26 protein-coding genes and 1 tRNA gene are annotated in these 23,453 nt (G+C 45.7%); 10 read left to right on the top strand and 17 right to left on the bottom strand.

Annotation, left to right across the window (positions count from 1 at the left end; genetic code table 11):
• Window positions 1-205: 205 nt before the first annotated feature.
• The 3 genes from C1N53_RS08585 to C1N53_RS08595 form a co-directional block, all read right to left on the bottom strand.
• Window positions 206-886: a site-2 protease family protein gene (locus C1N53_RS08585; RefSeq protein ID WP_137758911.1), complete on the bottom strand. Its 681-nt coding sequence runs from the start codon at window positions 884-886 to the stop codon at window positions 206-208.
• Between the two features lie 119 nt (window positions 887-1,005).
• The gene (locus tag C1N53_RS08590) at window positions 1,006-1,902 is read right to left on the bottom strand and encodes an AraC family transcriptional regulator (protein WP_137758912.1); all 897 of its coding nucleotides are present in this window, start codon (window positions 1,900-1,902) and stop codon (window positions 1,006-1,008) included.
• An 80-nt stretch (window positions 1,903-1,982) separates the two neighbouring features.
• Window positions 1,983-2,987: an aldo/keto reductase gene (locus tag C1N53_RS08595; protein WP_137758913.1), complete on the bottom strand. Its 1,005-nt coding sequence runs from the start codon at window positions 2,985-2,987 to the stop codon at window positions 1,983-1,985.
• 106 nt (window positions 2,988-3,093) lie between these two features.
• On the opposite strand from C1N53_RS08595, the gene C1N53_RS08600 reads away from it, so the two are divergent.
• Window positions 3,094-3,285, top strand: coding sequence for a hypothetical protein (locus C1N53_RS08600; protein ID WP_137758914.1), 192 nt, complete (start codon window positions 3,094-3,096; stop codon window positions 3,283-3,285).
• A 406-nt stretch (window positions 3,286-3,691) separates the two neighbouring features.
• Here C1N53_RS08600 and C1N53_RS08605 read toward each other — a convergent pair whose 3' ends face one another.
• Entirely contained in the window at window positions 3,692-4,120 is a 429-nt protein-coding gene (locus C1N53_RS08605) for a helix-turn-helix domain-containing protein (RefSeq protein WP_137758915.1), read from the bottom strand.
• A gap of 129 nt (window positions 4,121-4,249) precedes the next feature.
• On the opposite strand from C1N53_RS08605, the gene C1N53_RS08610 reads away from it, so the two are divergent.
• Window positions 4,250-5,134 (top strand): SDR family oxidoreductase, encoded by an 885-nt coding sequence (locus C1N53_RS08610; protein ID WP_137758916.1) that lies wholly within the window; start codon window positions 4,250-4,252, stop codon window positions 5,132-5,134.
• A 552-nt stretch (window positions 5,135-5,686) separates the two neighbouring features.
• On the opposite strand, the gene C1N53_RS08615 is transcribed toward C1N53_RS08610, so the two are convergent.
• From C1N53_RS08615 to C1N53_RS08660, 10 genes are all read right to left on the bottom strand, one after another.
• A tRNA-Ser gene (locus C1N53_RS08615) sits at window positions 5,687-5,774 on the bottom strand.
• A 71-nt stretch (window positions 5,775-5,845) separates the two neighbouring features.
• Complete coding sequence (locus C1N53_RS08620; protein WP_137758917.1) at window positions 5,846-6,913, bottom strand: asparaginase; 1,068 nt, start codon at window positions 6,911-6,913, stop codon at window positions 5,846-5,848.
• 2 nt (window positions 6,914-6,915) lie between these two features.
• Window positions 6,916-7,683 carry a TatD family hydrolase gene (locus tag C1N53_RS08625; protein ID WP_137758918.1) on the bottom strand — a complete coding sequence of 256 codons (768 nt, stop codon included), beginning with the start codon at window positions 7,681-7,683 and terminating at the stop codon, window positions 6,916-6,918.
• Between the two features lie 164 nt (window positions 7,684-7,847).
• Complete coding sequence (locus C1N53_RS08630) at window positions 7,848-8,939, bottom strand: glycosyltransferase (protein ID WP_137758919.1); 1,092 nt, start codon at window positions 8,937-8,939, stop codon at window positions 7,848-7,850.
• Window positions 8,936-9,571 carry a polysaccharide deacetylase family protein gene (locus C1N53_RS08635; RefSeq protein ID WP_137758920.1) on the bottom strand — a complete coding sequence of 212 codons (636 nt, stop codon included), beginning with the start codon at window positions 9,569-9,571 and terminating at the stop codon, window positions 8,936-8,938. Before C1N53_RS08635 ends, C1N53_RS08630 begins: the two co-directional genes overlap by 4 nt.
• Before the next feature lie 93 nt (window positions 9,572-9,664).
• Window positions 9,665-10,888 (bottom strand): PP2C family protein-serine/threonine phosphatase, encoded by a 1,224-nt coding sequence (locus tag C1N53_RS08640; RefSeq protein ID WP_137758921.1) that lies wholly within the window; start codon window positions 10,886-10,888, stop codon window positions 9,665-9,667.
• Window positions 10,881-12,053 carry an ABC transporter permease gene (locus C1N53_RS08645; RefSeq protein ID WP_137758922.1) on the bottom strand — a complete coding sequence of 391 codons (1,173 nt, stop codon included), beginning with the start codon at window positions 12,051-12,053 and terminating at the stop codon, window positions 10,881-10,883. Before C1N53_RS08645 ends, C1N53_RS08640 begins: the two co-directional genes overlap by 8 nt.
• Window positions 12,054-12,311 (bottom strand): hypothetical protein, encoded by a 258-nt coding sequence (locus C1N53_RS08650; RefSeq protein WP_137758923.1) that lies wholly within the window; start codon window positions 12,309-12,311, stop codon window positions 12,054-12,056.
• Window positions 12,308-13,441 (bottom strand): glycosyltransferase, encoded by a 1,134-nt coding sequence (locus C1N53_RS08655; protein ID WP_137758924.1) that lies wholly within the window; start codon window positions 13,439-13,441, stop codon window positions 12,308-12,310. Before C1N53_RS08655 ends, C1N53_RS08650 begins: the two co-directional genes overlap by 4 nt.
• Window positions 13,438-14,376 carry a lysylphosphatidylglycerol synthase domain-containing protein gene (locus tag C1N53_RS08660; RefSeq protein WP_240773435.1) on the bottom strand — a complete coding sequence of 313 codons (939 nt, stop codon included), beginning with the start codon at window positions 14,374-14,376 and terminating at the stop codon, window positions 13,438-13,440. The genes C1N53_RS08655 and C1N53_RS08660 overlap by 4 nt, the downstream gene beginning before the upstream one ends.
• 55 nt (window positions 14,377-14,431) lie before the next feature.
• Here C1N53_RS08660 and ruvC point away from each other — a divergent pair, with 55 nt between their 5' ends.
• Both ruvC and C1N53_RS08670 read left to right on the top strand, forming a co-directional pair.
• Entirely contained in the window at window positions 14,432-15,025 is a 594-nt protein-coding gene (gene ruvC / locus C1N53_RS08665; RefSeq protein ID WP_256377490.1) for a crossover junction endodeoxyribonuclease RuvC, read from the top strand.
• An 8-nt stretch (window positions 15,026-15,033) separates the two neighbouring features.
• Window positions 15,034-15,531, top strand: coding sequence for a metallophosphoesterase (locus C1N53_RS08670; RefSeq protein WP_137758926.1), 498 nt, complete (start codon window positions 15,034-15,036; stop codon window positions 15,529-15,531).
• Window positions 15,532-15,637: 106 nt separating this feature from the next.
• Here the strand turns inward: C1N53_RS08670 and C1N53_RS08675 are convergent, their stop codons facing one another.
• A complete protein-coding gene (locus tag C1N53_RS08675; RefSeq protein WP_240773489.1) occupies window positions 15,638-15,907 on the bottom strand; it encodes a hypothetical protein in 270 nt (89 codons plus the stop codon).
• Between the two features lie 9 nt (window positions 15,908-15,916).
• Between C1N53_RS08675 and C1N53_RS08680 the strand changes: the two genes are divergently transcribed.
• From C1N53_RS08680 to C1N53_RS08700, 5 genes are all read left to right on the top strand, one after another.
• Window positions 15,917-16,960: a low specificity L-threonine aldolase gene (locus C1N53_RS08680; protein ID WP_137758927.1), complete on the top strand. Its 1,044-nt coding sequence runs from the start codon at window positions 15,917-15,919 to the stop codon at window positions 16,958-16,960.
• A gap of 430 nt (window positions 16,961-17,390) precedes the next feature.
• Window positions 17,391-17,729 carry a P-II family nitrogen regulator gene (locus tag C1N53_RS08685; RefSeq protein ID WP_137758928.1) on the top strand — a complete coding sequence of 113 codons (339 nt, stop codon included), beginning with the start codon at window positions 17,391-17,393 and terminating at the stop codon, window positions 17,727-17,729.
• Window positions 17,730-17,778: 49 nt separating this feature from the next.
• The gene (locus C1N53_RS08690) at window positions 17,779-19,077 is read left to right on the top strand and encodes an ammonium transporter (RefSeq protein WP_137758929.1); all 1,299 of its coding nucleotides are present in this window, start codon (window positions 17,779-17,781) and stop codon (window positions 19,075-19,077) included.
• Window positions 19,078-19,345: 268 nt separating this feature from the next.
• Entirely contained in the window at window positions 19,346-20,464 is a 1,119-nt protein-coding gene (locus C1N53_RS08695) for a porin (protein WP_137758930.1), read from the top strand.
• Window positions 20,465-20,661: 197 nt separating this feature from the next.
• Complete coding sequence (locus C1N53_RS08700; protein WP_137758931.1) at window positions 20,662-21,273, top strand: DNA-3-methyladenine glycosylase; 612 nt, start codon at window positions 20,662-20,664, stop codon at window positions 21,271-21,273.
• 161 nt (window positions 21,274-21,434) lie between these two features.
• Here the strand turns inward: C1N53_RS08700 and C1N53_RS08705 are convergent, their stop codons facing one another.
• Both C1N53_RS08705 and C1N53_RS08710 read right to left on the bottom strand, forming a co-directional pair.
• Window positions 21,435-22,346, bottom strand: a complete 912-nt coding sequence (locus C1N53_RS08705; protein ID WP_137758932.1) for a DUF58 domain-containing protein — start codon at window positions 22,344-22,346, stop codon at window positions 21,435-21,437.
• 12 nt (window positions 22,347-22,358) lie between these two features.
• Complete coding sequence (locus tag C1N53_RS08710) at window positions 22,359-22,772, bottom strand: septal ring lytic transglycosylase RlpA family protein (RefSeq protein WP_137758933.1); 414 nt, start codon at window positions 22,770-22,772, stop codon at window positions 22,359-22,361.
• 131 nt (window positions 22,773-22,903) lie between these two features.
• Here C1N53_RS08710 and C1N53_RS08715 point away from each other — a divergent pair, with 131 nt between their 5' ends.
• Window positions 22,904-23,233, top strand: coding sequence for a DUF3276 family protein (locus tag C1N53_RS08715; protein ID WP_137758934.1), 330 nt, complete (start codon window positions 22,904-22,906; stop codon window positions 23,231-23,233).
• The last annotated feature ends 220 nt before the right edge of the window (window positions 23,234-23,453 follow it).

Here is a 23,453-nt window from a genome sequence, read left to right on the forward strand (position 1 = left end):
GAACAGGAAAAGCGCAAAAGGATCCCGCTAGACCAGGAGACAAAAATCGGCTGCCATCACAAAGCAAGGACAGGCTTGCTATCCTTGCTTTGTGAGACTGTACGGTGAAGACCAGGCTTTGACAGGATAGGCAAAGCTCTTATCGCCAAGAGTGTAAAAGATTGAAGTAAAGCAGCTGCGTAGACCTTTTTTACCAGGTGAACCGCTACAGCGGAATCCGCGGGTAGTTCTGCACCTCCACCTCTTTATCGTCTTTGCTGTTGATTAAGCGGCTGGGACGGTTATTTTGTGCCACTTCATGTGCTTTGGCAAGTGCCTTATCCTCCTCATCAAAAGATTGTACCAGTTCTCCTTCATGGTTCAGCACACACCACTGCCTCTTTTCCTCGTTCCACTGTATACGGTATGTTCGCTCCCCCAACTGCTTCCTGTGACGGATCAGGTCCAGAATAATCTTGCCGTCGCTATAGCTTCCACCGGGGTAGGCCATGGGCAGAAGCGCGAAAAAGATGTAGTAAAGTGAGAAGTAGGTGAACTGGTAAGTCGCCATAGTCGGCTCAAGGGTCTTATTCTCAATCAGGTAAATCACAACGACCGTCGTTACAGCGTTAAACAGCGCACCGCCTGAGAAGATGAGAATATTGGCAAAACGGTGATTGCGCTTCAGGTTGTCGAAGGAGCAGAGGCCGTACCAGAAATAATATTTGCGCACCTCCAGCAGGCCGGCACGGAACAGCACCTCACCGCTGCCGACGGTGACTTTGATGTTCCTCCCCCCCATCAGCCAGGCAAAGAAAACATGCCCTGCCTCGTGCACAAGCGAAATGATGGGAAGCACAAGGAAAAAGGCAAGAAAGAACTTCGGTATATCATTTACTCCAAACATGACATTACCTGTTACGGTAACGAAGGAGTAACTTGGTGCTTTTTTTCTGTTTTTTTTAGGGCACGCTAAGGTACCGTAACTTATAGGTGTATGGGGATTGCCGCGGTGGCCTGGAGCTGTCAGTTAAATGACTGTCGAAACTCCAGAGGTGACATTTTGGTTTTCTTTTTAAAAAGCGTACTAAATGACTGGGCGTATTCAAAGCCTAAGGCATAAGCGATTTCGCTCACCGATAAGTTGGTAGTGGATAATTTTTCTTTTGCTTTTTCGATCAACTTCTCGTGGATATGTTGCTGGGTGTTTTGCCCGGTATGCAGGCGCAAGAAGTCGCTGAGATAGTTTGGCGATAGATTCATCCGTTCCGCAATATGTTGTACCGTTAACAGTCCCTGTTGCATGGTAGTATCAGTATTAAAATACTCCTCAACAAGAAGTTCAAATTTCGTAAGCAGTTGATGATTGTTGTTTTTGCGGGTAATGAACTGCCGCTCGTAAAAGCGATTGGAATAGTTAAGCAGCAATTCAATTTGTGATAGAATGATTTCCTGTGTGTGTTTATCAATATGCTGGCATTCTTTGTCGATCTTGCGGAGTATAGTGATAAGATCCTCTTCTTCTTCAGCGGAAAGATGCAGCGCCTCGTGTACCGCATAAGAAAAAAAGCCGTAGTTGTTGATAGTGCTTGCTAAGGGATGGGTAAGCAAAAAATCCGGATGGAAGATGAGCAGATAGCCCGATCCGCATTCCATATGCTGCAGATCCAGATACTGCACCTGATTGGGTGCCGTAAAACTCAAAACACCGTTATCGTAATCGTAGTGTTGCTGACCATACCTTATTTTACCCTTGGCTTCTCTTTTTAGAGCTACGCAGTAGAAGCGGTTAACGAAACCTTCCCAAACCTTGTCTTCCAGGAAAACACTTTCTGCCAAATTAATGACACTCACCAGCGGATGGCGAGGTTCGGGCAAAGACAATAACCGGTGAAATTCTGAAACAGAGTTAATGGAGTTCATAACACTAGTATAAATACCACAATTTATAAAATAACAGCTGCATTGTCAAAAAATGCAGCCGCGGAGAGTTAATCAGTTAATCAGTCAATAAGCCCCATGCTAAATTCATCGTACGGTTTACCTGTATCAGTACCTAACGGCACAATACTTTCCAGACCAGACAGTTCTGCTCCGCTTAATGGAATAGCGGTGGCCGCTATATTCTGCTCCAGGTATTTTCTCCGTTTAGTGCCCGGAATGGGTAAAATGTTCTTGCTCATGATCCAGACCAACGCCAACTGGGAAGGAGTAACGTTTTTTTCTCTCGCTAAGGACTCAATAGCTTTGACCAATTCTAGGTTTTTAGAGAAGTGGGCTTCCTGAAAGCGGGGTATCGCGCGGCGGAAATCATTCTCCGGCAGATCGTCAATGCTACGAATCTGTCCGGACAAAAACCCGCGCCCCAGCGGTGAGTAGGCTACGAAACCTATGCCCAGATCATGTAGGGTTTGCAGAATACCCCGCTCTTCCACTGTACGCTCAAACAACGAATATTCACTTTGTACGGCCGTGATCGGGTGAGCCGCATGCGCTCTTTTTACCGTTTCCGAAGAAACTTCTGATAGGCCGATATATCCTACCTTCCCTTCTTTCACCAGCTCGCTCATGGCTGCAACCGTTTCTTCGATGGGAGTGTTCTTATCAAGCCGGTGCAGGTAATACAGGTCTATGTAATCGGTGTTAAGATTTTTAAGGGAACGCTCCAACGCTTTTTTTACATATTCTTTTTTGCCATTGATGGCCCAGGTCACCTTGTTGTCGTCGTCTATTTCCCACCCAAACTTGGTGGCAATAATGTACTTGCTGCGATTGCCCTTGATAGCTTTCGCGATAAGCTGCTCATTTTTAAATGGACCATATAAGTCTGCCGTGTCTAAAAAGTTGCCGCCTAATTCGAGGGACCGGTGGATGGTAGCGATGGCTTCTTGCTCGTCTGCCTCCCCGTACATGTTTGCTTCCTCAAAGCCGGTCATACCCATACACCCTAAACCAATACCTGGTACAACCAATCCCTGGCTTCCCAATGCTATTTTCTTTATTTCCATAATGTAGATTTTTATAGGGCAAAGATCGCTAAGGTTATACTACCAGCTGTATGCAAAGCCCTGAACCTTGTATGCAAATCAAGGGACACGTTAAATGTGAGGACGGATGAGATCCAACAACGCCAAAGGTGAGCTGCAGGTGTCAGATGTGGGCTGGTGCGTGGCTAGCCTCACGCACGGCCGCAACCGCTACACTCAAGCTGAAATCAACCTGTTTTCTGGCTGGCAACGGAATTCAATGTGCGAAGTATTAGCCGAGCATAGGGTATACACTGAGTTAGCTAAAGACATATTTTAGTTGATAACCTGCCAAAAGCCTCTTATTGTCCTGACATTTCTTACATCCATAGGAATCTCCTGTATTTCAAGGCTTAGCCCTTTAACACCAATAGTCAACCTGCTTACCTGTGAAAATTCAAAAATTTTGTTCTTGATTATCTTTTACTTCTATATCCACACAGATGAGTTACTTTATTTCAGATTTCAATACTTTAACGCTTACCCATAGTAAGTTTGTGGATTCTGTATCAGATACTTTTGAGCACTATATCAGGAAAAAACTTTCCCGCTGAAATGTTCGTTCTTTTATTCCCTGATTTATAGTTTAGGAGTGCTTAGTTGGGGTAGATGATGTGCTCTTACAGAAAAGCTGAAGAAATTTATAAAGAAGATAGACGAAAGGCACGTAACATTAAGAACAATAGTCAATCAATAGTAGCCTCATCTTCTGCCGATAGCTTATCCATAACATTTTTCAGAAATTTCGATTTGTTCTTTTTTACTTCTTTGAGAAAAGGCGAACCTTCCTCAGCGTTGGATATATATTTTTCTCCCCAAAGAGCTATTTCAATCAAAGCAGGTATTAAGGCAACACCTTTTGGGCTAAGCTTATAAAGCGCTTTTACTTTATTATCTGGATATGGTAATTTGATGATTATTCCATTATTCTCCAATATCTGCAATCTATTAGCTAATATATTCGTTGCAATTTTTTCTGCTGACTTTGTAAAATCTCCGTAAGTACGGGATTCATAAAGCATCAAATCCCGCACAATTAATAGCGACCATCGGTCTCCAAAAATATCCAATGATGAACTGATCGGGCAATCGGAACGCTTTTCACTTAGTTTCATAAAATTTCCTGCTTTGTTACTTGCAAATTGAAAGCAATCATTTAATTTTACACTTGCAATTTGAAAGTATTAATCCTGTTTTTCAGTTGCAAACTGAAAGCAAATTTAATCATTTTATAATAAAAGAAGATGACAGACGATCTAAAAGAATCTCAAGTTAAAATATTAGTAACCGGAGTTACAGGTGTAGTTGGAAAAGGTACAGTGGAACATTTATTAAAAAAGGGAGTTCCCTCAAACCAAATTATCGGACTTTCCCGGAGAAAAGAAGAATTAGCTGCAAAAGGCGTTGAAGTTCGTTTTGGTGATTATTTTGATTATGATTCGTTACTACATGCCTTTGAAGGGGTTGACAAAGTAATGCTTACAAGCACAGTAGCTTTTACAGATCGCTTTACCCAACATTATAATGTAATTACCGCTGCCCGCCAAGCAGGCGTTAAGCACGTAATATATATGGCAATTATGCGTAAAGAAGGTTCGGGACGTATTATTCCTGAAGTAACCGAATCAGACCTTTTTACGGAACAAGTACTTAAATCTTCAGGGCTTGATTATACCATTTTATACCAGCCGCCTTTTATGGACCTTCTATCATTCTACTATGATGCCAATCCTTATGAAAATGGAATAAAAGTTCCGTCAAACAATGGAAAGATGGCACCTGCAACAAGAGATGAATTGGCAGAAGCCCATGCTGTAATACTTTCTACGCCGGGACACGAAAATAAAACTTATTCACTTGGCGGCAACGATTCTGTTTCGTTTTCTGACATGGCAAAAATTCTTGCGGAAGTAAAAGGGCAACCTGTTCCTTTTACCACCATTACAGCAGAAGAATATATTGATGCGATAGTTGCGAAAGGAGTTACTCGTTATGTTGCCGAATTTATTACGAGCTGGGTAGTGGCAATAGAAGAAGGTGAATTCCAATTTCAATCAGGCGATTTAGAGCAGTTATTAGGTAGAAAGACAAAAACTCTCAGAGAGTACATAGAATCAACTTTGGCTTAGAATATTGCCGAGATACAATAACCAAAGAAGCAGAGAATTTATCTTTTCAACCACCTCACTATTATCCTAAGAAGAAGTAACCGATGTTAGAACAGCCTTATTAGGACCCTCTAGAGAAGCCGTTGAGGTTGTTGGTGCAGGTGATGAACTTGCCGCTGTAGCGAACCTTGAAAGCGATGCCATCCACACGATGATGTAGAGCCGCAACAGAGGCTTCTGTTGCCACTATGCGATATCTTCGCTCACGCGGTGGGTGATGGTCCTGCTCTTCCTCCAGCATCTTCTCATTGCCGCGCACATAGAGCTCCTCCTTTTACACTTAAATTTAACGATCAAACCAAGGCTCCACAAGATGTAAAATACCTGTACATCTTTCTGAAGACTACCTAGTTACACCTAAATTCGGGTACCCGAAGCCGTTCCGATTTCGGGTACCCGAATTTGCTCCCTCAAAAAGGAGATAAAATGTAAAATTCAGGTGGGGGTTAAAAGCAAAAAAGCCCTTAAATCGCTGATTTAAGGGCTTTTTATACTAATTGATAAGTTAATCCGCAGAGAGAGCGGGATTCGAACCCGCGATACCCTTTTGAGGTATACACACTTTCCAGGCGTGCTCCTTCAACCACTCGGACACCTCTCTGTATTGCGGTGCAAAGGTAGCAGGATTTTACTATTCAGTGCAAGTAAAAGCAAACATTACCTACAAATAAACTAAATAGAAATTTCCCCGCGCAGGTTACTGCCTAAAAGCTCCTTTGTCTTTTGTTTATCCAGTTTTAGGCCCAGCACAAACATCATCTTGGTAATGGCAGCCTCTGTCGTAATATCAGCACCCCCAATCACCCCCATGTTCAGCAGGTACTTGCTGGTTTCATACCTGCCCTGGTCTACCCGTCCTTCGTCGCACTGCGAAACGTTTAAAATGTAAATACCTCTGTCGATGGCGTCCTGCAACAGGTTCAGCAGCCAGGGCCAGGTAGGGGCATTGCCAGCTCCGAACGTTTCCATCACCACCCCCCGCAGGTCAGGAATATGCAGGATGCTTTTTATAGTTGCGGCCGTTATACCCGGAAACAGCTTAAGAATCGCCACCCGGTCATCTAAATGCTCGTGCACCTTAAAATGCGCCTCTGCATGCGGACGAATAGCATGCCAGGTATAGTCTATTTTAATGCCTGCCTTCGCCAGCACAGGATAGTTCTCCGATTTGAAGGCATTAAAATAGCGGCTTTCCACTTTCTTGCCCCGGTTGCCCCTGATCAGTAAATTATGAAAGTAGATGCACACCTCCGGCACAGCACTTTTACCGTTAATCTTTTTAGCCGCAATTTGCAAAGCTGAAATCAGGTTTTCACGGGCATCGGTCCTTGTTCTGCCGATAGGCACCTGTGCTCCTGTAAAAATAACCGGCTTTTGCAGGTTCTCCAGCATGTAACTCAGTGCCGAGGCGCTATAGGCCATGGTATCGGTACCGTGCAGAATCACAAAGCCATCATACGCAGCATAGTTCTCCTTAATTAATTGCACCAGCATGTACCACTCTTTCAGAGAAACATTCGAAGAATCTATGGGCGGGTCCATGTTAATTACCGAAAGCAGATAACGGAAATTACCGAGCTCCGGCACCTTTTCTACAATCAGGCTGAAATTGAATGGCACCAGGTGCTCCCGGTTTTCATCATAGGCCATCCCGATAGTGCCACCCGTATATATAAGCAAAATAGAAGCTTCTGGATTATCAGGAGCAGCCGTGTCTATGTTTACTTTTTCTATTGTCATTTTCAGAGTTTAAATAGGTTGAGGGAATTACGGGTAGTTACCTCTGCCACTTCCTCTATCGCTCTACCTGTTAGTTCTGCCACACGGCTGGCAACCAGCGGCACGTAAACAGGCTCGTTTCTTTTCCCCCGATAGGGCACAGGCGCCAGGTACGGGCAATCGGTTTCCAGTACCAGGTCTTCCAGTTCCACGTGTGGCAGCACCTTGTCCAGCCCTCCGTTCTTAAAGGTAGCCACGCCGCCAATGCCCATTAAAAATCCTAGTTCCTTTATCTTCTGCGCCTGCTCAAGCGTACCTGTGAAGCAGTGGAAAATTCCGCGTAGGGTACCATCCTGGGCGGCTTTGATAATTTCATAGGTCTCATCAAACGCATCGCGCGTGTGCAGGATAATCGGCAGGTTGTGCTTTTTAGCGAGTTCGGCCTGCACCTTCAGGGCCTCCTGCTGCTGCGGGAAAAAGGTCTTGTCCCAGTACAGATCAATTCCACACTCTCCTACACCGGCAAAAGGGCGTTTGGCCAGCCACTCTTCCACCAGGTACAATTCTTTTTCAAATCCGCTTTTTATATAGGCCGGATGCAATCCCATCATCGGGAAACACTGCTCCGGGTGCTTTTCTTCTGCCTCCAGCATAGCATCGATGGAAGTATGGTCGATGTTCGGCATGTAAATCCTTGCTACTCCATCTTCCAAAGCCCTTGCTATAGCGGCGTCTCTGTCTTCTTTAAATTCTTCAGAATAAATATGGGCGTGCGAATCAACAAATTTCATGTGTCTTTAGATAGCTTTAGCAATGCTACAGTATATTCTGTCAGAACGTGAAGATAAGTCATAAAAATAAGAATAGCCTTACTCCCTCAAACAGACTAAACTTACCTGAATACGAAATCTTAAAGCGCCTATGGTGTGCTGTTCCAGATTTACAAAATTCAAGATTAATACTTACGGCCTTTCCAGCGAATACTGGTCGGGAGAAAGAAAAAAATAATCAGGACAACAGAAGAAATAACCAGGTAAAGCTCAAAAAGGAGGTACAGCCACCAGGGCTGTTGTTGCCGCACACGCTGCAGGCAAACAGCCACAAAAATACTTTGCAACACCACTTTAAAAGCAAATATACCCGCCATAACCCCTACCGAGGTATACGTGAAAAAAGGCAGCAGCACCGGGTAATAAGCCGAATGCAGTACCAGCACCACCACCATATACAGCGGCAGATGCATAGAGCCCCGCATCCAGCGTTTCCGCTGGTGTAATAACTGCAGTATAGTTTCTGCAGGTTCAGAAAGCGCCAGCACACGCCGATCGTAGATGTTGCGCGATTGCCAGCCCTTCTCTATAATTGCTTTAAAAATAGCCACATCTTCTGTAACCGAAAAGGGTATTACTTCAAAGCCACCCACAGCCTCATAAGCTTGACGGCGCAGGAGCATGTTGTTTCCCATAGTGGATACAGGCAGCTTCAGATCGGCTACCATTTGCATCAGCCCCAGGGCATACAACCAATCCATGTTCTGCAGCCTCGCAAACAAGCCGGCACCTTTGGTGGTGGTAATACCTGTTACAACTCCCACATCCTCCTGCATCTCAGACAGCATTACATGCACCCACTGCCGGGGTACCTGGATATCGGCATCTGTGAAAAAGAAATAGTCGGAGCTGGCAAGCTTTGCCAGGTGTGCCAAAACGTTTCCTTTGCCTTTTGCCTGGCCCATTTTTCCGGTAATGGTTATGCATTTGTAGAGAGGCTTGTCCTTTATGAAAGCATCCACAACTGCTTTGGTAGCATCTGTAGAAGCATCGTCGCCTATCAGCACTTCCACTAAACCGGCAGGATAATCCAGGGCTTCGATTGCTTTCAGACAAGCAAGAATATTGTTTTCTTCGTTGCGGGCGGCAATCAGGATACTGACTGGAGGCTTCTCCGAAAGTTTATGATGGTATGGTTTCCTGTTGAAGAGCAGCAACAAGATCAGCAGTATAAAAAGGCTAAAGTAAAGTATAAAATAGATTACCGATACGATCATAAGGTCTCAAATGTATAGCCTGCTGCCGTAAAGTGTTCCAGGAAAAGCGGCAGGGCATACATCATGTTACGCTGTGCCTTCAGGCTGTCGTGAAATACAATAATGCTTCCATTCCGGGTATGCCTGATGGATTTTTGCAGGCATGCTTCAGGCGAAAGCGAAGCATCAAAATCGTAGCTGATCACATCCCACATTACCAGTTCATACTGCTCTTTTAAAGCTGCAGCCTGCGACCGGCTTATTCGTCCGTGCGGGGGCCTGAATAGCTTCTTCCGTGGCCGGGAAAATTTCTGAACCGCCTCCAGCTCTTCCTGGCATAGCTGCACATTGCGGAGGTAGTCGTGCAAAGGTGTTTGCCAGCCCTTCAGGTGATTATAGGTATGATTCGCCAGTACATGCCCTGCGGCCAACACCTGCTCTGCAATAGCCGGATGTTTAGACAGGTTTTCTCCTACACAAAAGAAAGTGGCTTTGGCCTTGTACTTTTCCAACTGTTCCAGTACAAACGGCGTCACTACCGGAATAGGTCCATCATCAAAAGTCAGGTACAGCGTTTTCTCCTTACCGCTCCTGTTCCAGGTATAGTCCGACAATAATTTCTTCACCAGGAAAGGAGACTTGAAAAAACGCATGTTAAATGAGAGTGACAGGTAATTAGGGTGCTGCTGGAAATCCGGCTGCGAGGGAAGGCTGCTACAATAAGCCTGCTCTTCCTCCGGTGCTATTTATTTAAACCTGCACGAAAGCAGGGTGATATCATCTGTAAAGGTTGCTTCCTCGTTGTACAGGTTTATCTCGTTCAGCAACTGCAGGTGCAGCATGCGCGAGCTCAGATACCTGTTGCGCTGCAGAAAACTGATGGTGCCTTCCACGCCAAACTCCGCCTCATCCTCGTCAAACACCTCGGTTAAGCCATCGGTATAGCAGAGCATAATTGCGTTGTGCGGCACCTGAATTTTAGTAACCGACATAAACGGCAGCACATCAAAAACACCCAGCATGGTGCAGCCCTCGTTCAGCAGGCGGTGGTCGTTGTTCTCGTAGAGCAGAATCGGCGAGTTGTGCCCGGCATTTACATAAGATAGTTCGCGCGTCTTGCGGTTATAGATAGCCAGAAAAGCGGTGATGAATTTTTCAGCAATGGCATTCCTGTAGATCAGGTGGTTCAGCTCCGATACAACGGTATTCAGATCTGAAGTCTGGCGCAGGATGGTGCGCAATCCCGCCTGAAAGTTAGACATCAGCAACGAAGCAGGCACGCCTTTCCCCGAAACATCAGCCACACAAAAAAGGCACTGTTCGGCATCTATATCTACGTAGTCGTAGTAATCGCCCCCAATGGAGGAATGCGGAATATAGCTGGCATGTATAGCCACATCTTTGTCGTTGGGCAGTGCCTTCGGGAAGAGCATCGACTGCACCTCGCGGGCAATCTCAATCTCGCGGCGAATCGCCTCTTGTGCCAACCTCAGGCGCGCCATTTTATGGTTTTCGATCGCCACCAGCATAATATTGCTGACAGTCTGTACAAAGCTGAGCGCCTCCATATTGGTATAGTAAGGCTGTATTTTCCCGATCATAACAACGGCCAGTAACTTGCCATTGTGCAGAATCGGGATAACAATTTCGAAGGCCCGCCACTTCCGGTGCACATGTAGTTTGGAGGTATTGGTAATCTCCTTCAGATTCTTGATTTCTTCAGGTAGCTCCTCTTTGGTAAAATCTTGTTCGGTTCCAAAGCACACTTTACATTCCCAGTCCTCGTCGTGCATAAACAATACCAGGCGGCTAATCTGCAGCTGGGCAAGCAAGGTGAAGCGGTAAATCTTATAAAGAGCTGCCTCAGGCAAATTATCGTTAATAGCCTGCGTGATCTCCAGCAAGGCAGAGAGCTCCAGCTTTTTCAGATTAAGCTCCTGTTGTGTATTCGGTACAATTAGTTCAGGCATTCGAAATCGGAATTTTAGGGTCGTAAGCATCGCGCAGTCCGTTACCCAGAAGATTAAAGGCCAACACCAGCAGACTGATACATATACTCGGTAAAAGTACTAAAAAAAGACCGGATTTTGCACCTATGAGCTGAAAACCTTCATTCACCATCATTCCCCAGGATGGTGCAGGCGGTTGTACTCCCAGTCCTAAAAAGCTAAGGCCAGCCTCTATCAGAATGGCCGAAGCAAAGTTAGCTGTAGCTATTACTATTAAAGGCCCGATCATGTTTGGCAAAAGGTGCCTGTAAATTATTTTATACTGCGGAATACCTAGCACCTTCGCGGCTTCTACATAGGTTTTCTCTTTCAGGCTAAGTATCTGACCACGTACCACGCGTGCCACTTCAACCCACATGGTAAGGCCAACTGCCACAAAAGCTACCCACACGCCTTTGCTGTCGATTGCCAGGCTAATGGCAATTACCAGCATAATGCTGGGCACCGACCATACCACCGTCATCAGGAAAAGCATGAGTTTATCAACCCAGCCTCCGAAGTAACCTCCTAAGGCACCTACTGTTATACCCACCACCAGCGAGATAAGCACCGCCACAAAGCCAATGCCCAAAGAGATGCGGGTTCCCAGTATAAGCCGGCTCATTACATCTCTACCGGCTTTGTCGGTACCTAACCAGAAGGTCCGGCTGACAAGGTGCTCCTGCTCTACCTGCTGTTGCAACTGCGCCTCGTCCCCCTGCTTACCTGTAACGTCGGTTAAAGCAAATTTGCGCAGTTGGTCATTCATGGCATTATTGCTGCGCAAAGGCTGCACCAGTATACTATCTCCGGAAAAGGAATAACTCTCAACGGGCAGCTCCGAGTACTGCGAAGGTTCTCCCGAAAAAATGTAACTTATAAAATTCACCTTTCGCACCGCCTCTGCCGGCCTCCGCAGAAGCAGAACCTGCGTAGAAAAGCCCGGTGCTTTTTTTTGTAGCTGCACCAGCCCGTTATTGGCATTCGGGGTACTGTCGGGCATAAAAACATAGCCGCCTATCGCCAGTAAAGCAGCAATAAGAATAATGCACAAGCCGAACATGGCAGGTGTATTCTGCCTGAGTCGCTGACGGATGTAATAAGAAGGAGGCCTGGAAGTTACAGGCGCTTTTGCAAGAGTTGCCATTCAGATGGAGTTATGTACCACAAGACCAGCTTTTGTTGCCAGGAAGTAGTACTGCTGGCAATGTTTGCTGAAAGAAGCTGCATCGTAGGCATGCTCCGTATCCTGATCCGGGTACAGAATTTTAATGTAGCCTTTCTCCAACAAGGAATTTAAGCCTGCACAGAGTTCTTCATCGCTTAAAGACAAGGTGCCTCTAAGATCGCTGTAAGAAGCTACAAAATACAATTCATCCAGTATATCAAACTCTACTTCTGTCATCTGTTTCTGATTGATCTTCCCTTCCAGCTATAGCGGCCAAACAAACCGCAAAGCGCCGTAAAAACTATATACGGTATGTATACCAGTTGCAGCGGCAGCATATACCAGAGGTAGGCTGCTTTGTTTAAAAACTGCAGTATACGTTTTAAAAATAAAAAATCTATTGCAAATTTAATAGCATACCCTGTTATAAAGAGCCATAAAGGCAACCATCCAAGCCAAACGGCAGGTATGGCCAGGAAGAGTAGCAGGTTTACCAGAAACACACTAAAGGCTACCGCCTGAACATGCAGGCTCTGGTACGCTTTCCACTTGCTGGCCCACCTTACCCGCTGCGCTATAAAACTCCGGAGCGTTTTACGGGCTTCTGTGTATACAATCGCTTGTTTACTTCTCAAGAACGTGATTTTATCGGGGTAATTCGCGTGTACTTTGTGCAGCAGAAATTCGTCGTCGCCGCTGGCTATTCCTTCGTTACCCACAAAACCACCTACCAGTTCAAAGGCTTCTTTGGTATAAGCTAAATTGGCTCCATTGCACATATTCGGCTTTCCCATTGCTATAGAAGCCCCTCCTATCCCGATCAGACTGGCAAACTCCACCAGCTGCATCCGCTCAAACAAAGTATGGGTATTATGAAAGCTAACAGGTCCGCTGATAAACCACACCTGTTTCTTTATGTAAGTTGTGGCATAGAGCAACAGCCACTCCGGCTGTACCCGGCAGTCGCCATCTGTAAACACCAGCAGCTCTCCCGCAGCCAGTTCCACTCCTTTTTTTACAGCTGCTTTCTTTTGCGTTAGATTAATATAGTTTTTCAACTCTATGACTTTTAGTTGCAAAGCAGAAGTAGCCTTATATTCCTGCAGCAAGGCGGGGGTGCCGTCGTCGGAGTGGTCATCCAGCACCAGCACCTCAAAAAGCTCTTTGGGGTAAGTCTGCTGCTCCAGGTCATGCAGCAGGTTCAGAATATTGTCGGCCTCGTTTCGTACAGGTATGATAACTGAAAGCCTTGCCTTTTGCGGCCAGCCCTGCGTAGGCAATACCTCAGGCAGCTTTTTCCAGGCCACCCAGCGGCGCACAATTAGCCAGCCATAAACCACCAGTGAAAGCAGCAGCACATAACTCATGCATTTTCTCCTTTCCCGAACACACGCAAACGCAGCACAAAAAATAAGCCTACCGCACTTGGCACCAGTATGTTGAGCAACCAGAGGCTAAGGCTGGCGCTTAACACCTGTAAACGCTCCTGCCCCAGCAGTCCAAACAAGTACATGGCCGACAGTTCTCTTACTCCCAAATCTGAAATCAGCGAAACCGACGGCACGACTGACTTCAGAAAGAACGTGCCTGAAACGCCACAGATGTACTGCAGCAGTGTAAGCTTTACCTCAAACAGCACCAGGAGTAAAATAAACTGCACCAGAAAAACGGCATACCTCCCCAGCGATAGCAGCAGCAGCTTTGTCATTTCGGCTGAACTATAGCGCTTCATTACAACAATATACCGCAGAAACCTTCGAAGTGGCTTAAAGGCTGCGACAAGCGCCACCATAGCCCTGGCGTTGTATAATAAAAGTAAAATTGCCAGGTTTAACCCAATCAGTAACAGAACCAGGCTTAAGCCGGCACCGGGATACAGCTCCCAAAACATACCATATATGAAGTAAAGCAAACCTAGCGAACCTGCCAGTACAGTAGCCGCTAACTGGCAGAAACGGCCTATAAAAATGGCGCCAATAGCTTCTAAACGTGCTCTGCTCTTCAGCTCCATTACCCTTCCGGCATAATCGCCCAGTCTGTTTGGCGTGATAAAGCCAAGGGTAAGCCCCACCATCACCGATCTGTAGGCCCGCAAAAAAGACATTGATTCTATTTTCTGCCCCAGCAGCTGCCACTTCCAGGCTTCAAAGCCCCAGTTTACAGGTATAAACAAGGCAGCGATAAGGTATAAAAACCGGTGCGGACTCTGCGTTGCGGCCTCCAGTATACCTCCCCAGGAAAGAAAGGTATCCGGAGCCGTAAAAATGGTTTTATACAACAGGTACACCGTGATAAAAATCACAAATGCTTTTCCCAGGAGCAAAAGGAACCTTCTATCTAAAGTAATGTTCAATTTAATGTCTTATTTTTGTGACCACATGGTTTACTCACCCGCACTACCCCCCAACAAACTCATACTTGGTATAGACCCAGGCACCCAGGTAATGGGCTATGGGCTTATTGAAGTGACTGGCTCTAAAGTTAAACTCATTCAATATGGTGTTATTCACCTGAAGAGCTATAGCAATCACGCCATCAAGTTAAAGAAAATTTTCGACCGGATGATACAGCTCATCGACGAGTACCTGCCCGATGAACTGGCCATTGAGTCGCCTTTTTACGGCACCAACGTACAATCGATGCTGAAACTGGGTAGAGCACAGGGAGTTGCCATTGCAGCCGCGCTCTCCCGAGACATACCATACGTAGAGTATGCGCCAAAAAAAATTAAGCAATCGATCACTGGCAACGGGAATGCCTCTAAGGAACAGGTGGCCAGCATGCTCATGCAGATCCTGAAAATACAGGATGCCCCTAAACTACTCGATGCCACCGATGCCCTGGGTGTAGCCCTTTGCCACCACTACCAGAAAGGCAACAACGCCAAACAGGGCGGCAAGTCCTGGAAAAGCTTTTTAACAGATAACCCCGATCGTGTGGTTGGGAAGTAAGTAACACTATGAAGATAGGACTCCTCTCCGACACCCACAGCTACCTGGATGATCAGATACTGCGACTGCTGACGGGCAGCGATGAGATATGGCACGCCGGCGACTTCGGAACTGCCGAAGTTTCTGAACGACTAAGTGAAATAGCTCCGGTAAAGGGCGTATATGGCAACATAGATGGCTCGGATATACGCCAGCTGCACCCGAAGGTGCTTCGGTTTGAAGCAAATGGATTGGAGGTACTGATGACCCATATCGGAGGCTACCCCGGTAAATACCATCCGGATATAAAGCAGGAGATACAAAAGAACCCACCCGAACTTTATATTACGGGCCATTCCCATATTTTAAAGGTGATGACTGACAAAAGCCTGAACAACCTTTTGCATATTAACCCGGGCGCGGCAGGCAAACACGGGTTTCATAAAATCAGAACCATGGTTCGCTTTACCATTACAGATGCCCAAGTGCGCGACCTGCAGGTGATCGAACTGGGGAAAAGGACATAAAAAAGTGCGCCTGCCAGGCAGACACACTTTGAAGTCTTTCTAAAACCCGCCAACCGAAGCTTTCACAGCGTTGGCAGGCAGATGGTTTTACTTGCCGTAAGAATAATTACTCAGCAGAAGTTTCTTCAGTTGTAGCGGCAGGAGCCTCTACATTCTTTGGAGCTTCACCAAATTGTGCACGCAATTCGTCCATATCAACATTCTTGATAACAGGAACTTTTAATAACTGCTTAATTCTGGCTACTTTGTTATTAGCTCTTGCTTTATTTTTACGGTCTTTTCTTTTAAGTCTAGTAACTCCCATCGTTGCAATGTTTAAATTTGAACCGCAAAAGTAAGTTATTATTTTTACAAAGAAAAGTATTTCCAGAATCAAATTTAATTTATGCAACTAACAGACTTACGTTCCGATACAGTTACCAAGCCTTCGCAGGAAATGCTCCAGCACATGTTTGCTGCCGAAGTAGGCGACGATGTTTACGGAGAAGATCCCACTATAAATGCGTTAGAAGCAAAGGCGGCGGCCATGTTTGGCATGGAGGCGGGCATCTTCTGCCCTTCCGGCACCATGACGAACCAAATTGCCATCAAAGCCTTCACAGAGCCGATGTCGGAGGTTATCTGCGACAGATCGGCTCATATCCACCAGTACGAAGGAGGTGGAATTGCTTATAATTCTATGGCCTCTACCGCACTGGTAGATGGTGTGCGGGGGAAAATGACTCCGGAACAGGTGGCGTCTTACATCCGCCCGTTAAACAACATACATTTTCCTGTTACAAAACTGGTGGCGCTGGAGAACACCTGCAACAAGGGAGGCGGCACATATTATACTTTAGCTGAAATTGCCGCTATATCGGATGTCTGCAAAGAGCACAAGCTGTCGCTGCACCTCGATGGAGCCCGCGTGTTTAATGCCCTTGTTGCCTCCGGCGATCAAGCGTTAGATTACGGCCGCTATTTCGATAGTATTTCGGTTTGCCTTTCCAAAGGTTTGGGAGCACCGGTTGGATCGGTGTTACTGGGCTCAGAAGAGCTTATCCTGAAAGCCAGGCGAATCCGTAAAGTGCTGGGCGGCGGCATGCGCCAGGCAGGCTTTCTGGCAGCTGCCTGTATATATGCTTTAGACCACAACATAGACCGCCTGCAGGAAGACCACCAGAAAGCAAAACAGCTAGAAGCCATTCTTTTAAATTCAGGTTACATAGAAAGTGTTCTGCCTGTCGAAACCAATATCGTAATTTTCAAACTCAATAACAGGTATACTGATCAAACCTTTCTGAATGGACTGGCTAAAGCAGGAATACTGGCTGTAAGCTTCGGCCCGCAGATGATACGTTTTGTAACCCATCTGGATTTTACCCAGGAGATGCTTCAGCATACCCTGCAGGTGCTAAAAGCACTGGATAAAGAACCAGCCATCATTTAAGTACACATTTACCAAAATAAGAAGGGGGAGCATGCTGGCATGCTCCCCCTTCTTATTTTGGTCCAACTCAATCAGCCCGTATTGCTCTTCTAACAAAATCTCAGGATTTGCTTTACTACTTTAAAACCAAAGGCTAAGTCATGCCATTTTTTTAAACAAATATTATTCTGCTTAAAATTTTAATCAACAACCATCCTCAACATTAAAAAAACCTCTAAAACAGCCAAATTTTTAACAATACAGGCTCTCAAATTTTCAAGAAAACACACATTTCTTTAACACTCCCTTTATTAATATACCCATTTACTAAAAATTATATAAAATATTTAACATACCCCTATTGCTTTATATAGTATAATCATTAATTTTATATCGTTTTAAACACACACCCCCTGTAAAACGATACCCTAAACAATATCTTTCCACTTTTATGAAAAAAATTGAAGCAATCATCAGAACATCCAAATTTGAGGATGTATATGAAGCCTTAACCGGAGTAGGTGTTCCGTTTATGTCGACCTATGATGTAAAGGGCTTTGGGCTGGAGCATGGTTCTGCCCAGGTATACAGGGGCACTACCTACAATGTAGGCTTTATCCCGAGAACCAAAATTGAAATGGTGGTTACAGAAGACCAGGTAGAGAATGTTATTTCTACCATCCTGAAGGTTGCCAACACAGGCCATATAGGTGACGGGAAGATTTTTGTGATGGACGTGGAAGAAGTTATCCGGATAAGAACCGGTGAAGTTGGCGAAATGGCTCTGTAGTTTTTTACCTCTTTTGTAATCTATTTTCTAACATAAATTTATTTTAACCATGTCACAAGATCTATTTGTAGTCAACAACGTCTGGATGATGGTCTCCATTTTCCTGGTTTTCGTTATGCACTTAGGATTTGCCACACTGGAATCAGGGCTGGCTCGCTCCAAAAATACTGTCAATATTCTTTTTAAAAACAGCATGATTCCGGCTATAGGCTTAATTACCTATGCCCTCTGGGGTTTTTCAGTAATGTACCCGGGCAGCGACTTTGCGGGAAGCTTTTTCGGATTTTCCGGTTTCGGTTTAAACATGCCTGAGGGAGGTGAAACATCCGCTTACAACGAAGGTTATACCTTCTGGACAGACTTCCTTTTCCAGGGTATGTTTGCCGCCACAGCCGCTACTATTGTTTCTGGTGCTGTAGCAGAGCGTGTGAAGCTTACCAGCTTTATGGTGTTCTCTGTACTTTTTGTAGGTATTTGCTACCCTATTGTAGGTATGTGGAAATGGGGAGGTGGCTACCTGAACGAACTAACAGTGCCTTTCTACGACTTTGCCGGTTCTACTATTGTACACTCTGTAGGAGGATGGGGTGCCCTGGCGGGTATTATCTTACTGGGCTCCAGAATAGGAAAGTATGTTGACGGCAAAATCAAACCTATCCCGGGCCATAGCATACCACTGGCAACCATTGGCGTGTTTATCTTATGGTTAGGCTGGTTCGGGTTTAACGGCGGTTCCGTACTTTCTGCCGACCCGGGCGCTGTATCAAGAGTGCTGGTTATGACAAGCCTTGCTGCCGCTGCCGGCGCTATCGGAGGCTGTTTCCTTTCCATGATCCTTTTTAAATCTGCTGATATCACCATGGTATTGAACGGTATCTTGGCCGGTCTGGTGGGCATTACAGCCGGAGCAGATCAGATGGGCGTAACGGATTCTATTGTTATCGGTCTGGTGGCCGGCGCTCTTGTAGTGTTAGCTGTTGTATTGTTCGACAAGTTAAAGATAGACGATCCGGTGGGAGCACTCTCTGTACACCTTGTATGCGGTATATGGGGCACACTGGCAGTGGGTTTATTCGGTGCACTGGCTGGAGTAGATCAGATAATCAGTCAGCTCATTGGTATCGGCATGGTGGGCGCTTTCAGCTTTGCATTTGCCTTTGTATTGTGGTATGTCCTGAAGGTTACCATGGGTATCCGTGTATCAGAGAAAGAAGAACTGGATGGTCTTGATATTCATGAACACAAAATGCATGCTTACCCAGACATCAATGCTCCTGGCTTTGAAATGAGCCTGAATGAGAAAGAAACTACTGTGGCTGCCGGCAGCAAAAAACCGGTTGCCGTGTAAATAACACCTTTGTTTATTGAGATTTCCCTTTAGACATGGTCTGTAAAAACAAGTGGTAATGTCTGGTCCACATTACCACTGTTTTTACTAAAGCAAAGAGGCCGCGAAGCTAGCAAAGCTTCCACTTTTCTGATCATGTTTTGTATTCCCTCCCCTTTCCACCGCTTCTAACGATTTTTCTCCAAACGGCAATTTGAAGAGCAATCTAACGGCGGAGGTTCAGTACAATACTTCTCTTAAAATATTCAAACATCACATTTTCAAAAGTATGAAAAAACTTTTATCGCTAACAGCCGCAGCACTCTTCACTTGTGCAAATATAGTGAATGCGCAGGAAACATCCACCGACGACTCGAAAGGAACATTAAGTTTAAGTGGTTACGTTGATGCCTATTATCAATATAATCTAAATAAACCTCAATCTGGTATAAATGGAGGCAGGGTTTTTGACCTTTACCACAATTCAATATCACTTGGCTTAGTTCAGACGATGTTAACCTACACCAAAGGAAAAGCAACTGTGGTAGCCGATCTTACCTTTGGCCCCAATGCAGACCTGGGCAACTTTGGCAACGAAGGAACTGCCCGTTTCATTAAACAGGCCTACCTGTCGTATGCCCTTACCGACAAATTGAACTTTACCATTGGCCAATATGGCACGCACATCGGTTACGAACTGATCGATGCACCTTTAAACTTTAACTACAGCCTTTCTTACCTCTTCGGCAACGGACCTTTTTATCATACAGGAGCGAAGCTCGACTACACGGTAAACGATAAGCTGGGACTGATGGTGGGCGTGGTAAACGGCTGGGACGGCTTAATGGACTTTAACGATAAAAAATCTGTTACCGCCCAGATGCATGTTACACCTATTGAAGGATGGGATGTATACCTGAACTGGATTGGTGGCGATGAGTACAACACGATGTCTAACTTCGGCGAGGACGAAGGTTCTTATACCAGTTTATTCGACCTGACAACTTCCTTTAATGTAAATGATGCCTTTAAAGTCGGAGTGAATGCCGCCTATGGCTCTTTCTATACAGGAGCTGCCGAAGTGATTGCAGACGATCCCTGGACCAAAGATGCGACCTGGGGAGGTGGTGCGCTGTACCTGAACTATGCCATCAGCGATAAGTTTGGCTTAGGCTTGCGCAGCGAATACTTTTCAGACCCGGGCGGTGTACGCTATGTAGGTCCTATGAAGGTTACTTCGCTTACCCTGACAGGCGATGTAAAACTTTCTGACGGCAATTTTATGATCAAGCCTGAAGTGCGGGTTGATAAAGCGAAAGACAATGTATTTGAAGGCTCCAGCGGGCTGTATAACAAGAAAACACAGGCCACGGTAGGAGCAGCATTCATATACTCCTTCGGCAATTAAACAGCCTTTTTAAGTAACACTACAAATCTATGCTAATCTAACTGAACCTAATCTACACCTACCTATTTTACATGTGAGCAGCAGAGGAGTCTAAACCGCCACAGACTCTGAGCTGCTCACTTTCATTTTATAGGTGACAGGTGCTGTAATTCTGCAGAATTTCCTTTTATTTAGGACCAGAAGCAAACAGGTATTTCATGCACACTGCACTACAGGCGGCCCTGGCACTACTCCGGCAGGATCCGGTCATGGCCCAGATCATAGCCGCTACACCTCCACTTATTTCTTCCAGGTCTGAAGATATCTACTACAAGCTCCTTGGCTCCATCGTATCGCAACAGCTCTCTACTAAGGTGGCAGCCACTATTTTCAGAAGGTTCACCGAACTTTTTCCGGATCAGTATCCTAACCCCGAACTGGTGCTGGCGGCGGCAGACGAAGCATTAAGAAGCGCAGGTTTATCTTTTCAGAAGTTGAACTACATCCGGAATGTAGCGGCTTTTGCAGCAGCCGGTAACCTCAGCCACGCCACCATAGATGCCATGGAAGATGAACAGCTAATCCAACACCTCACACAGCTAAAAGGTGTAGGCCGCTGGACGGTGGAAATGCTTTTAATGTTTGCCCTGGAAAGGCCGGATGTTATGCCGCTGGATGATCTGGGAATACAGAATGCGATGAAAAAACACTATGGGCTTGAAGGGAAGGGAAAAGCTTTACGCCAGGATATGCTGCAAGTATCTGAAGCCTGGAGACCATACAGAACCATTGCCTGTAAATACCTCTGGAAGTCGCTGGAGATGGCATAATAGACCTATAGAGAATGCATCAGGTAGCTTGTATCAAAATGACACAACCTACTGGCTTCTAAACGCGCATGAGAGAACTAACAACACAAGCTAAGATACATGGTTTAGGCACATCAGTATAAGCAGTGTACCCGAAACATTTTGTCATGCTAGGCAAACAATTATTTCACCTTTGCCCGCTTTACCAGGTAAGAGTAGAGCACCTTGTCGAAGGGTTCCAGTATATCAACCGGAACAAAGTCTATCTTGTACTGGCCGCATTTAAGGGCAAGCTCCTTTTTATAGCTTTCTACAGCCGCCTGGTAATGCTCTTTTACCTGCGAGGGTTGCAGTTTTAGTTCCTGCCCTGTTTCCACATCCACGAACACGTAAGGGCGCTCCGAGAAGTCAAATTCTTCCTCGGTTTTACGATCCATCACATGGAAAATAAGCACCTCGTGCTTCTGATGTTTCAGGTGTTGCAAACCAGCAAAAATGGCATCACTGTTATCGTAGCGGCCCAGCATATCGCTAAAGATCACCACTAGCGACCGTTTCGGAATCTGCTGAGCGATCTGGTGTATCACGAAAGGCACATCGGTACCGGCCGGTACAGGTTTACTCTCCAGTTGCTGCTGCAACAAGAGCAGGAGCGTGTGCAGGTGCGAGGCCGTAGAGCGCACCGGCGATTGCAGCAGGATCTTATCTGAGAAGGTAACCAGCCCTACTGCATCGCGCTGTTTCCGAAGCAGCGTAGCCAGTGCCGCTGCGCATAAAGCCGAAAAGGTAATTTTGCCGTTATTCTCGGTAGGATAATACATCGAAGGAGAAACATCCAGCAAAATATGGCAGCGCAGGTTGGTTTCTTCTTCGTAGCGCTTTACAAAAAGCTTATCGGTGCGGGCAAAAACCTTCCAGTCGATGTGCCGGGTACTTTCACCGCTGTTGTAGAGGCGGTGCTCCGAAAACTCAACCGAAAAACCATGGTAAGGTGACTGATGCAGCCCTGTAATAAACCCCTCCACTAATTGCTTTGCCAGAAATTCCATGTTCTCGAATTTCTGTACATCGGCCAGGGTGAGGGGTTTCTTCATAACAGGCAAAGGTTAAAGTTTTACAGCTGCTGTTTCTGAAACGGCCAGAGGCGCTTCTTGTTGCTCCGGCTCCATTTTTTTAACCTCTTTAAGCTTAACCGGGGCTACGCCCGCCCGCACGAGTCCTATTTCCCGGGCAGCAGCTCTCGACACATCAATTATCGTGTGCCGCTTGCGGGCCATGCGATCGTTGATCCGGACCACTACACTTTTACCATTGTCGGTGTTGGTTACCTTTACCAGCGTGTTAAACGGTAAAGTGGCATGGGCTGCTGTAAAAAGGGTTTTGTCGTAGCGTTCTCCGCTGGAGGTGCGCTGGCCCTGCATCCTATCAGAATAGAAAGAGGCCTTGCCATTGGCCTGATAGGGGCTTGCATCTAAGAAGAGCGAAAGCAGGGATACTAGTATAAGAGAACATAAATTCATGATATACTATTTTTGGTGCAGCTACAAAGATATAGTTATTTATTTATGAAATTTTAAATTCAAAAATTTTTATATATCGGAACAATATGTTACTTTTAGGTTCACAAGTTGAATTTAACGTCTATTAAACGGTGGAAGAGAACAACGAAAAAGCAGAGATTTATTCCCAAAGAGTTAGAGCCGGGAAAAGAACGTATTTCTTTGATGTGAAGTCAACTCGCTCGAACGACTACTATGTGACCATCACAGAAAGTAAAAGAAAGTTCAAAGACGAGACTTTCTCATACGAGAAACACAAGATTTTCCTTTACAAGGAGGATTTCGTGAAATTTATGGAGGCTTTACAGGGCACAATTGATCACGTTAAATCAGAATTGCTGACAGAAGAAGCCCTGGCTGCACTTGAGGCACCTGTGTCTGAAACTGAACCGTCTTTCGACGACGAGCTGAAGTGGGAGTAGTTCACCCTATCCTACTCAGGTAGCGATATTTTAAACAAGAGCCTGTAGATGCATCTACAGGCTCTTGTCATTTTAGAAAATCCCCATTCCTCCTGCTTCTGCCTACCATGCACCGAAAGCACACCAAGCTGCGCCTGTTAACCCACTGCATGAGCTGGGCGTGCAATCCAGGCTATTATCCCGATCCTGATTTAAGCCAACAGACAGGCATTCCCTCATG

Origin of the sequence: Pontibacter sp. SGAir0037, assembly GCF_005491705.1 — a bacterium.
Taxonomy (GTDB): Bacteria; Bacteroidota; Bacteroidia; order Cytophagales; family Hymenobacteraceae; genus Pontibacter.

Bases quoted from the DNA above. Each gene is read 5' to 3' on its own strand.
- C1N53_RS08690 (WP_137758929.1), top strand. From the start codon at position 17,779: ATGTCACAAGATCTATTTGTAGTCAACAACGTCTGGATGATGGTCTCC.
- C1N53_RS08630 (WP_137758919.1), bottom strand. From the start codon at position 8,939: ATGATCGTATCGGTAATCTATTTTATACTTTACTTTAGCCTTTTTATA.
- C1N53_RS08680 (WP_137758927.1), top strand. From the start codon at position 15,917: ATGCAACTAACAGACTTACGTTCCGATACAGTTACCAAGCCTTCGCAG.
- C1N53_RS08640 (WP_137758921.1), bottom strand. From the start codon at position 10,888: ATGCCTGAACTAATTGTACCGAATACACAACAGGAGCTTAATCTGAAA.
- C1N53_RS08600 (WP_137758914.1), top strand. From the start codon at position 3,094: ATGAGATCCAACAACGCCAAAGGTGAGCTGCAGGTGTCAGATGTGGGC.
- C1N53_RS08585 (WP_137758911.1), bottom strand. From the start codon at position 886: ATGTTTGGAGTAAATGATATACCGAAGTTCTTTCTTGCCTTTTTCCTT.
- C1N53_RS08590 (WP_137758912.1), bottom strand. From the start codon at position 1,902: ATGAACTCCATTAACTCTGTTTCAGAATTTCACCGGTTATTGTCTTTG.
- C1N53_RS08670 (WP_137758926.1), top strand. From the start codon at position 15,034: ATGAAGATAGGACTCCTCTCCGACACCCACAGCTACCTGGATGATCAG.
- C1N53_RS08685 (WP_137758928.1), top strand. From the start codon at position 17,391: ATGAAAAAAATTGAAGCAATCATCAGAACATCCAAATTTGAGGATGTA.
- C1N53_RS08610 (WP_137758916.1), top strand. From the start codon at position 4,250: ATGACAGACGATCTAAAAGAATCTCAAGTTAAAATATTAGTAACCGGA.
- C1N53_RS08635 (WP_137758920.1), bottom strand. From the start codon at position 9,571: ATGCGTTTTTTCAAGTCTCCTTTCCTGGTGAAGAAATTATTGTCGGAC.
- C1N53_RS08595 (WP_137758913.1), bottom strand. From the start codon at position 2,987: ATGGAAATAAAGAAAATAGCATTGGGAAGCCAGGGATTGGTTGTACCA.
- C1N53_RS08705 (WP_137758932.1), bottom strand. From the start codon at position 22,346: ATGAAGAAACCCCTCACCCTGGCCGATGTACAGAAATTCGAGAACATG.
- C1N53_RS08620 (WP_137758917.1), bottom strand. From the start codon at position 6,913: ATGACAATAGAAAAAGTAAACATAGACACGGCTGCTCCTGATAATCCA.
- C1N53_RS08650 (WP_137758923.1), bottom strand. From the start codon at position 12,311: ATGACAGAAGTAGAGTTTGATATACTGGATGAATTGTATTTTGTAGCT.
- ruvC (WP_256377490.1), top strand. From the start codon at position 14,432: ATGTCTTATTTTTGTGACCACATGGTTTACTCACCCGCACTACCCCCC.
- C1N53_RS08710 (WP_137758933.1), bottom strand. From the start codon at position 22,772: ATGAATTTATGTTCTCTTATACTAGTATCCCTGCTTTCGCTCTTCTTA.
- C1N53_RS08700 (WP_137758931.1), top strand. From the start codon at position 20,662: ATGCACACTGCACTACAGGCGGCCCTGGCACTACTCCGGCAGGATCCG.
- C1N53_RS08655 (WP_137758924.1), bottom strand. From the start codon at position 13,441: ATGAGTTATGTGCTGCTGCTTTCACTGGTGGTTTATGGCTGGCTAATT.
- C1N53_RS08695 (WP_137758930.1), top strand. From the start codon at position 19,346: ATGAAAAAACTTTTATCGCTAACAGCCGCAGCACTCTTCACTTGTGCA.
- C1N53_RS08645 (WP_137758922.1), bottom strand. From the start codon at position 12,053: ATGGCAACTCTTGCAAAAGCGCCTGTAACTTCCAGGCCTCCTTCTTAT.
- C1N53_RS08605 (WP_137758915.1), bottom strand. From the start codon at position 4,120: ATGAAACTAAGTGAAAAGCGTTCCGATTGCCCGATCAGTTCATCATTG.
- C1N53_RS08625 (WP_137758918.1), bottom strand. From the start codon at position 7,683: ATGAAATTTGTTGATTCGCACGCCCATATTTATTCTGAAGAATTTAAA.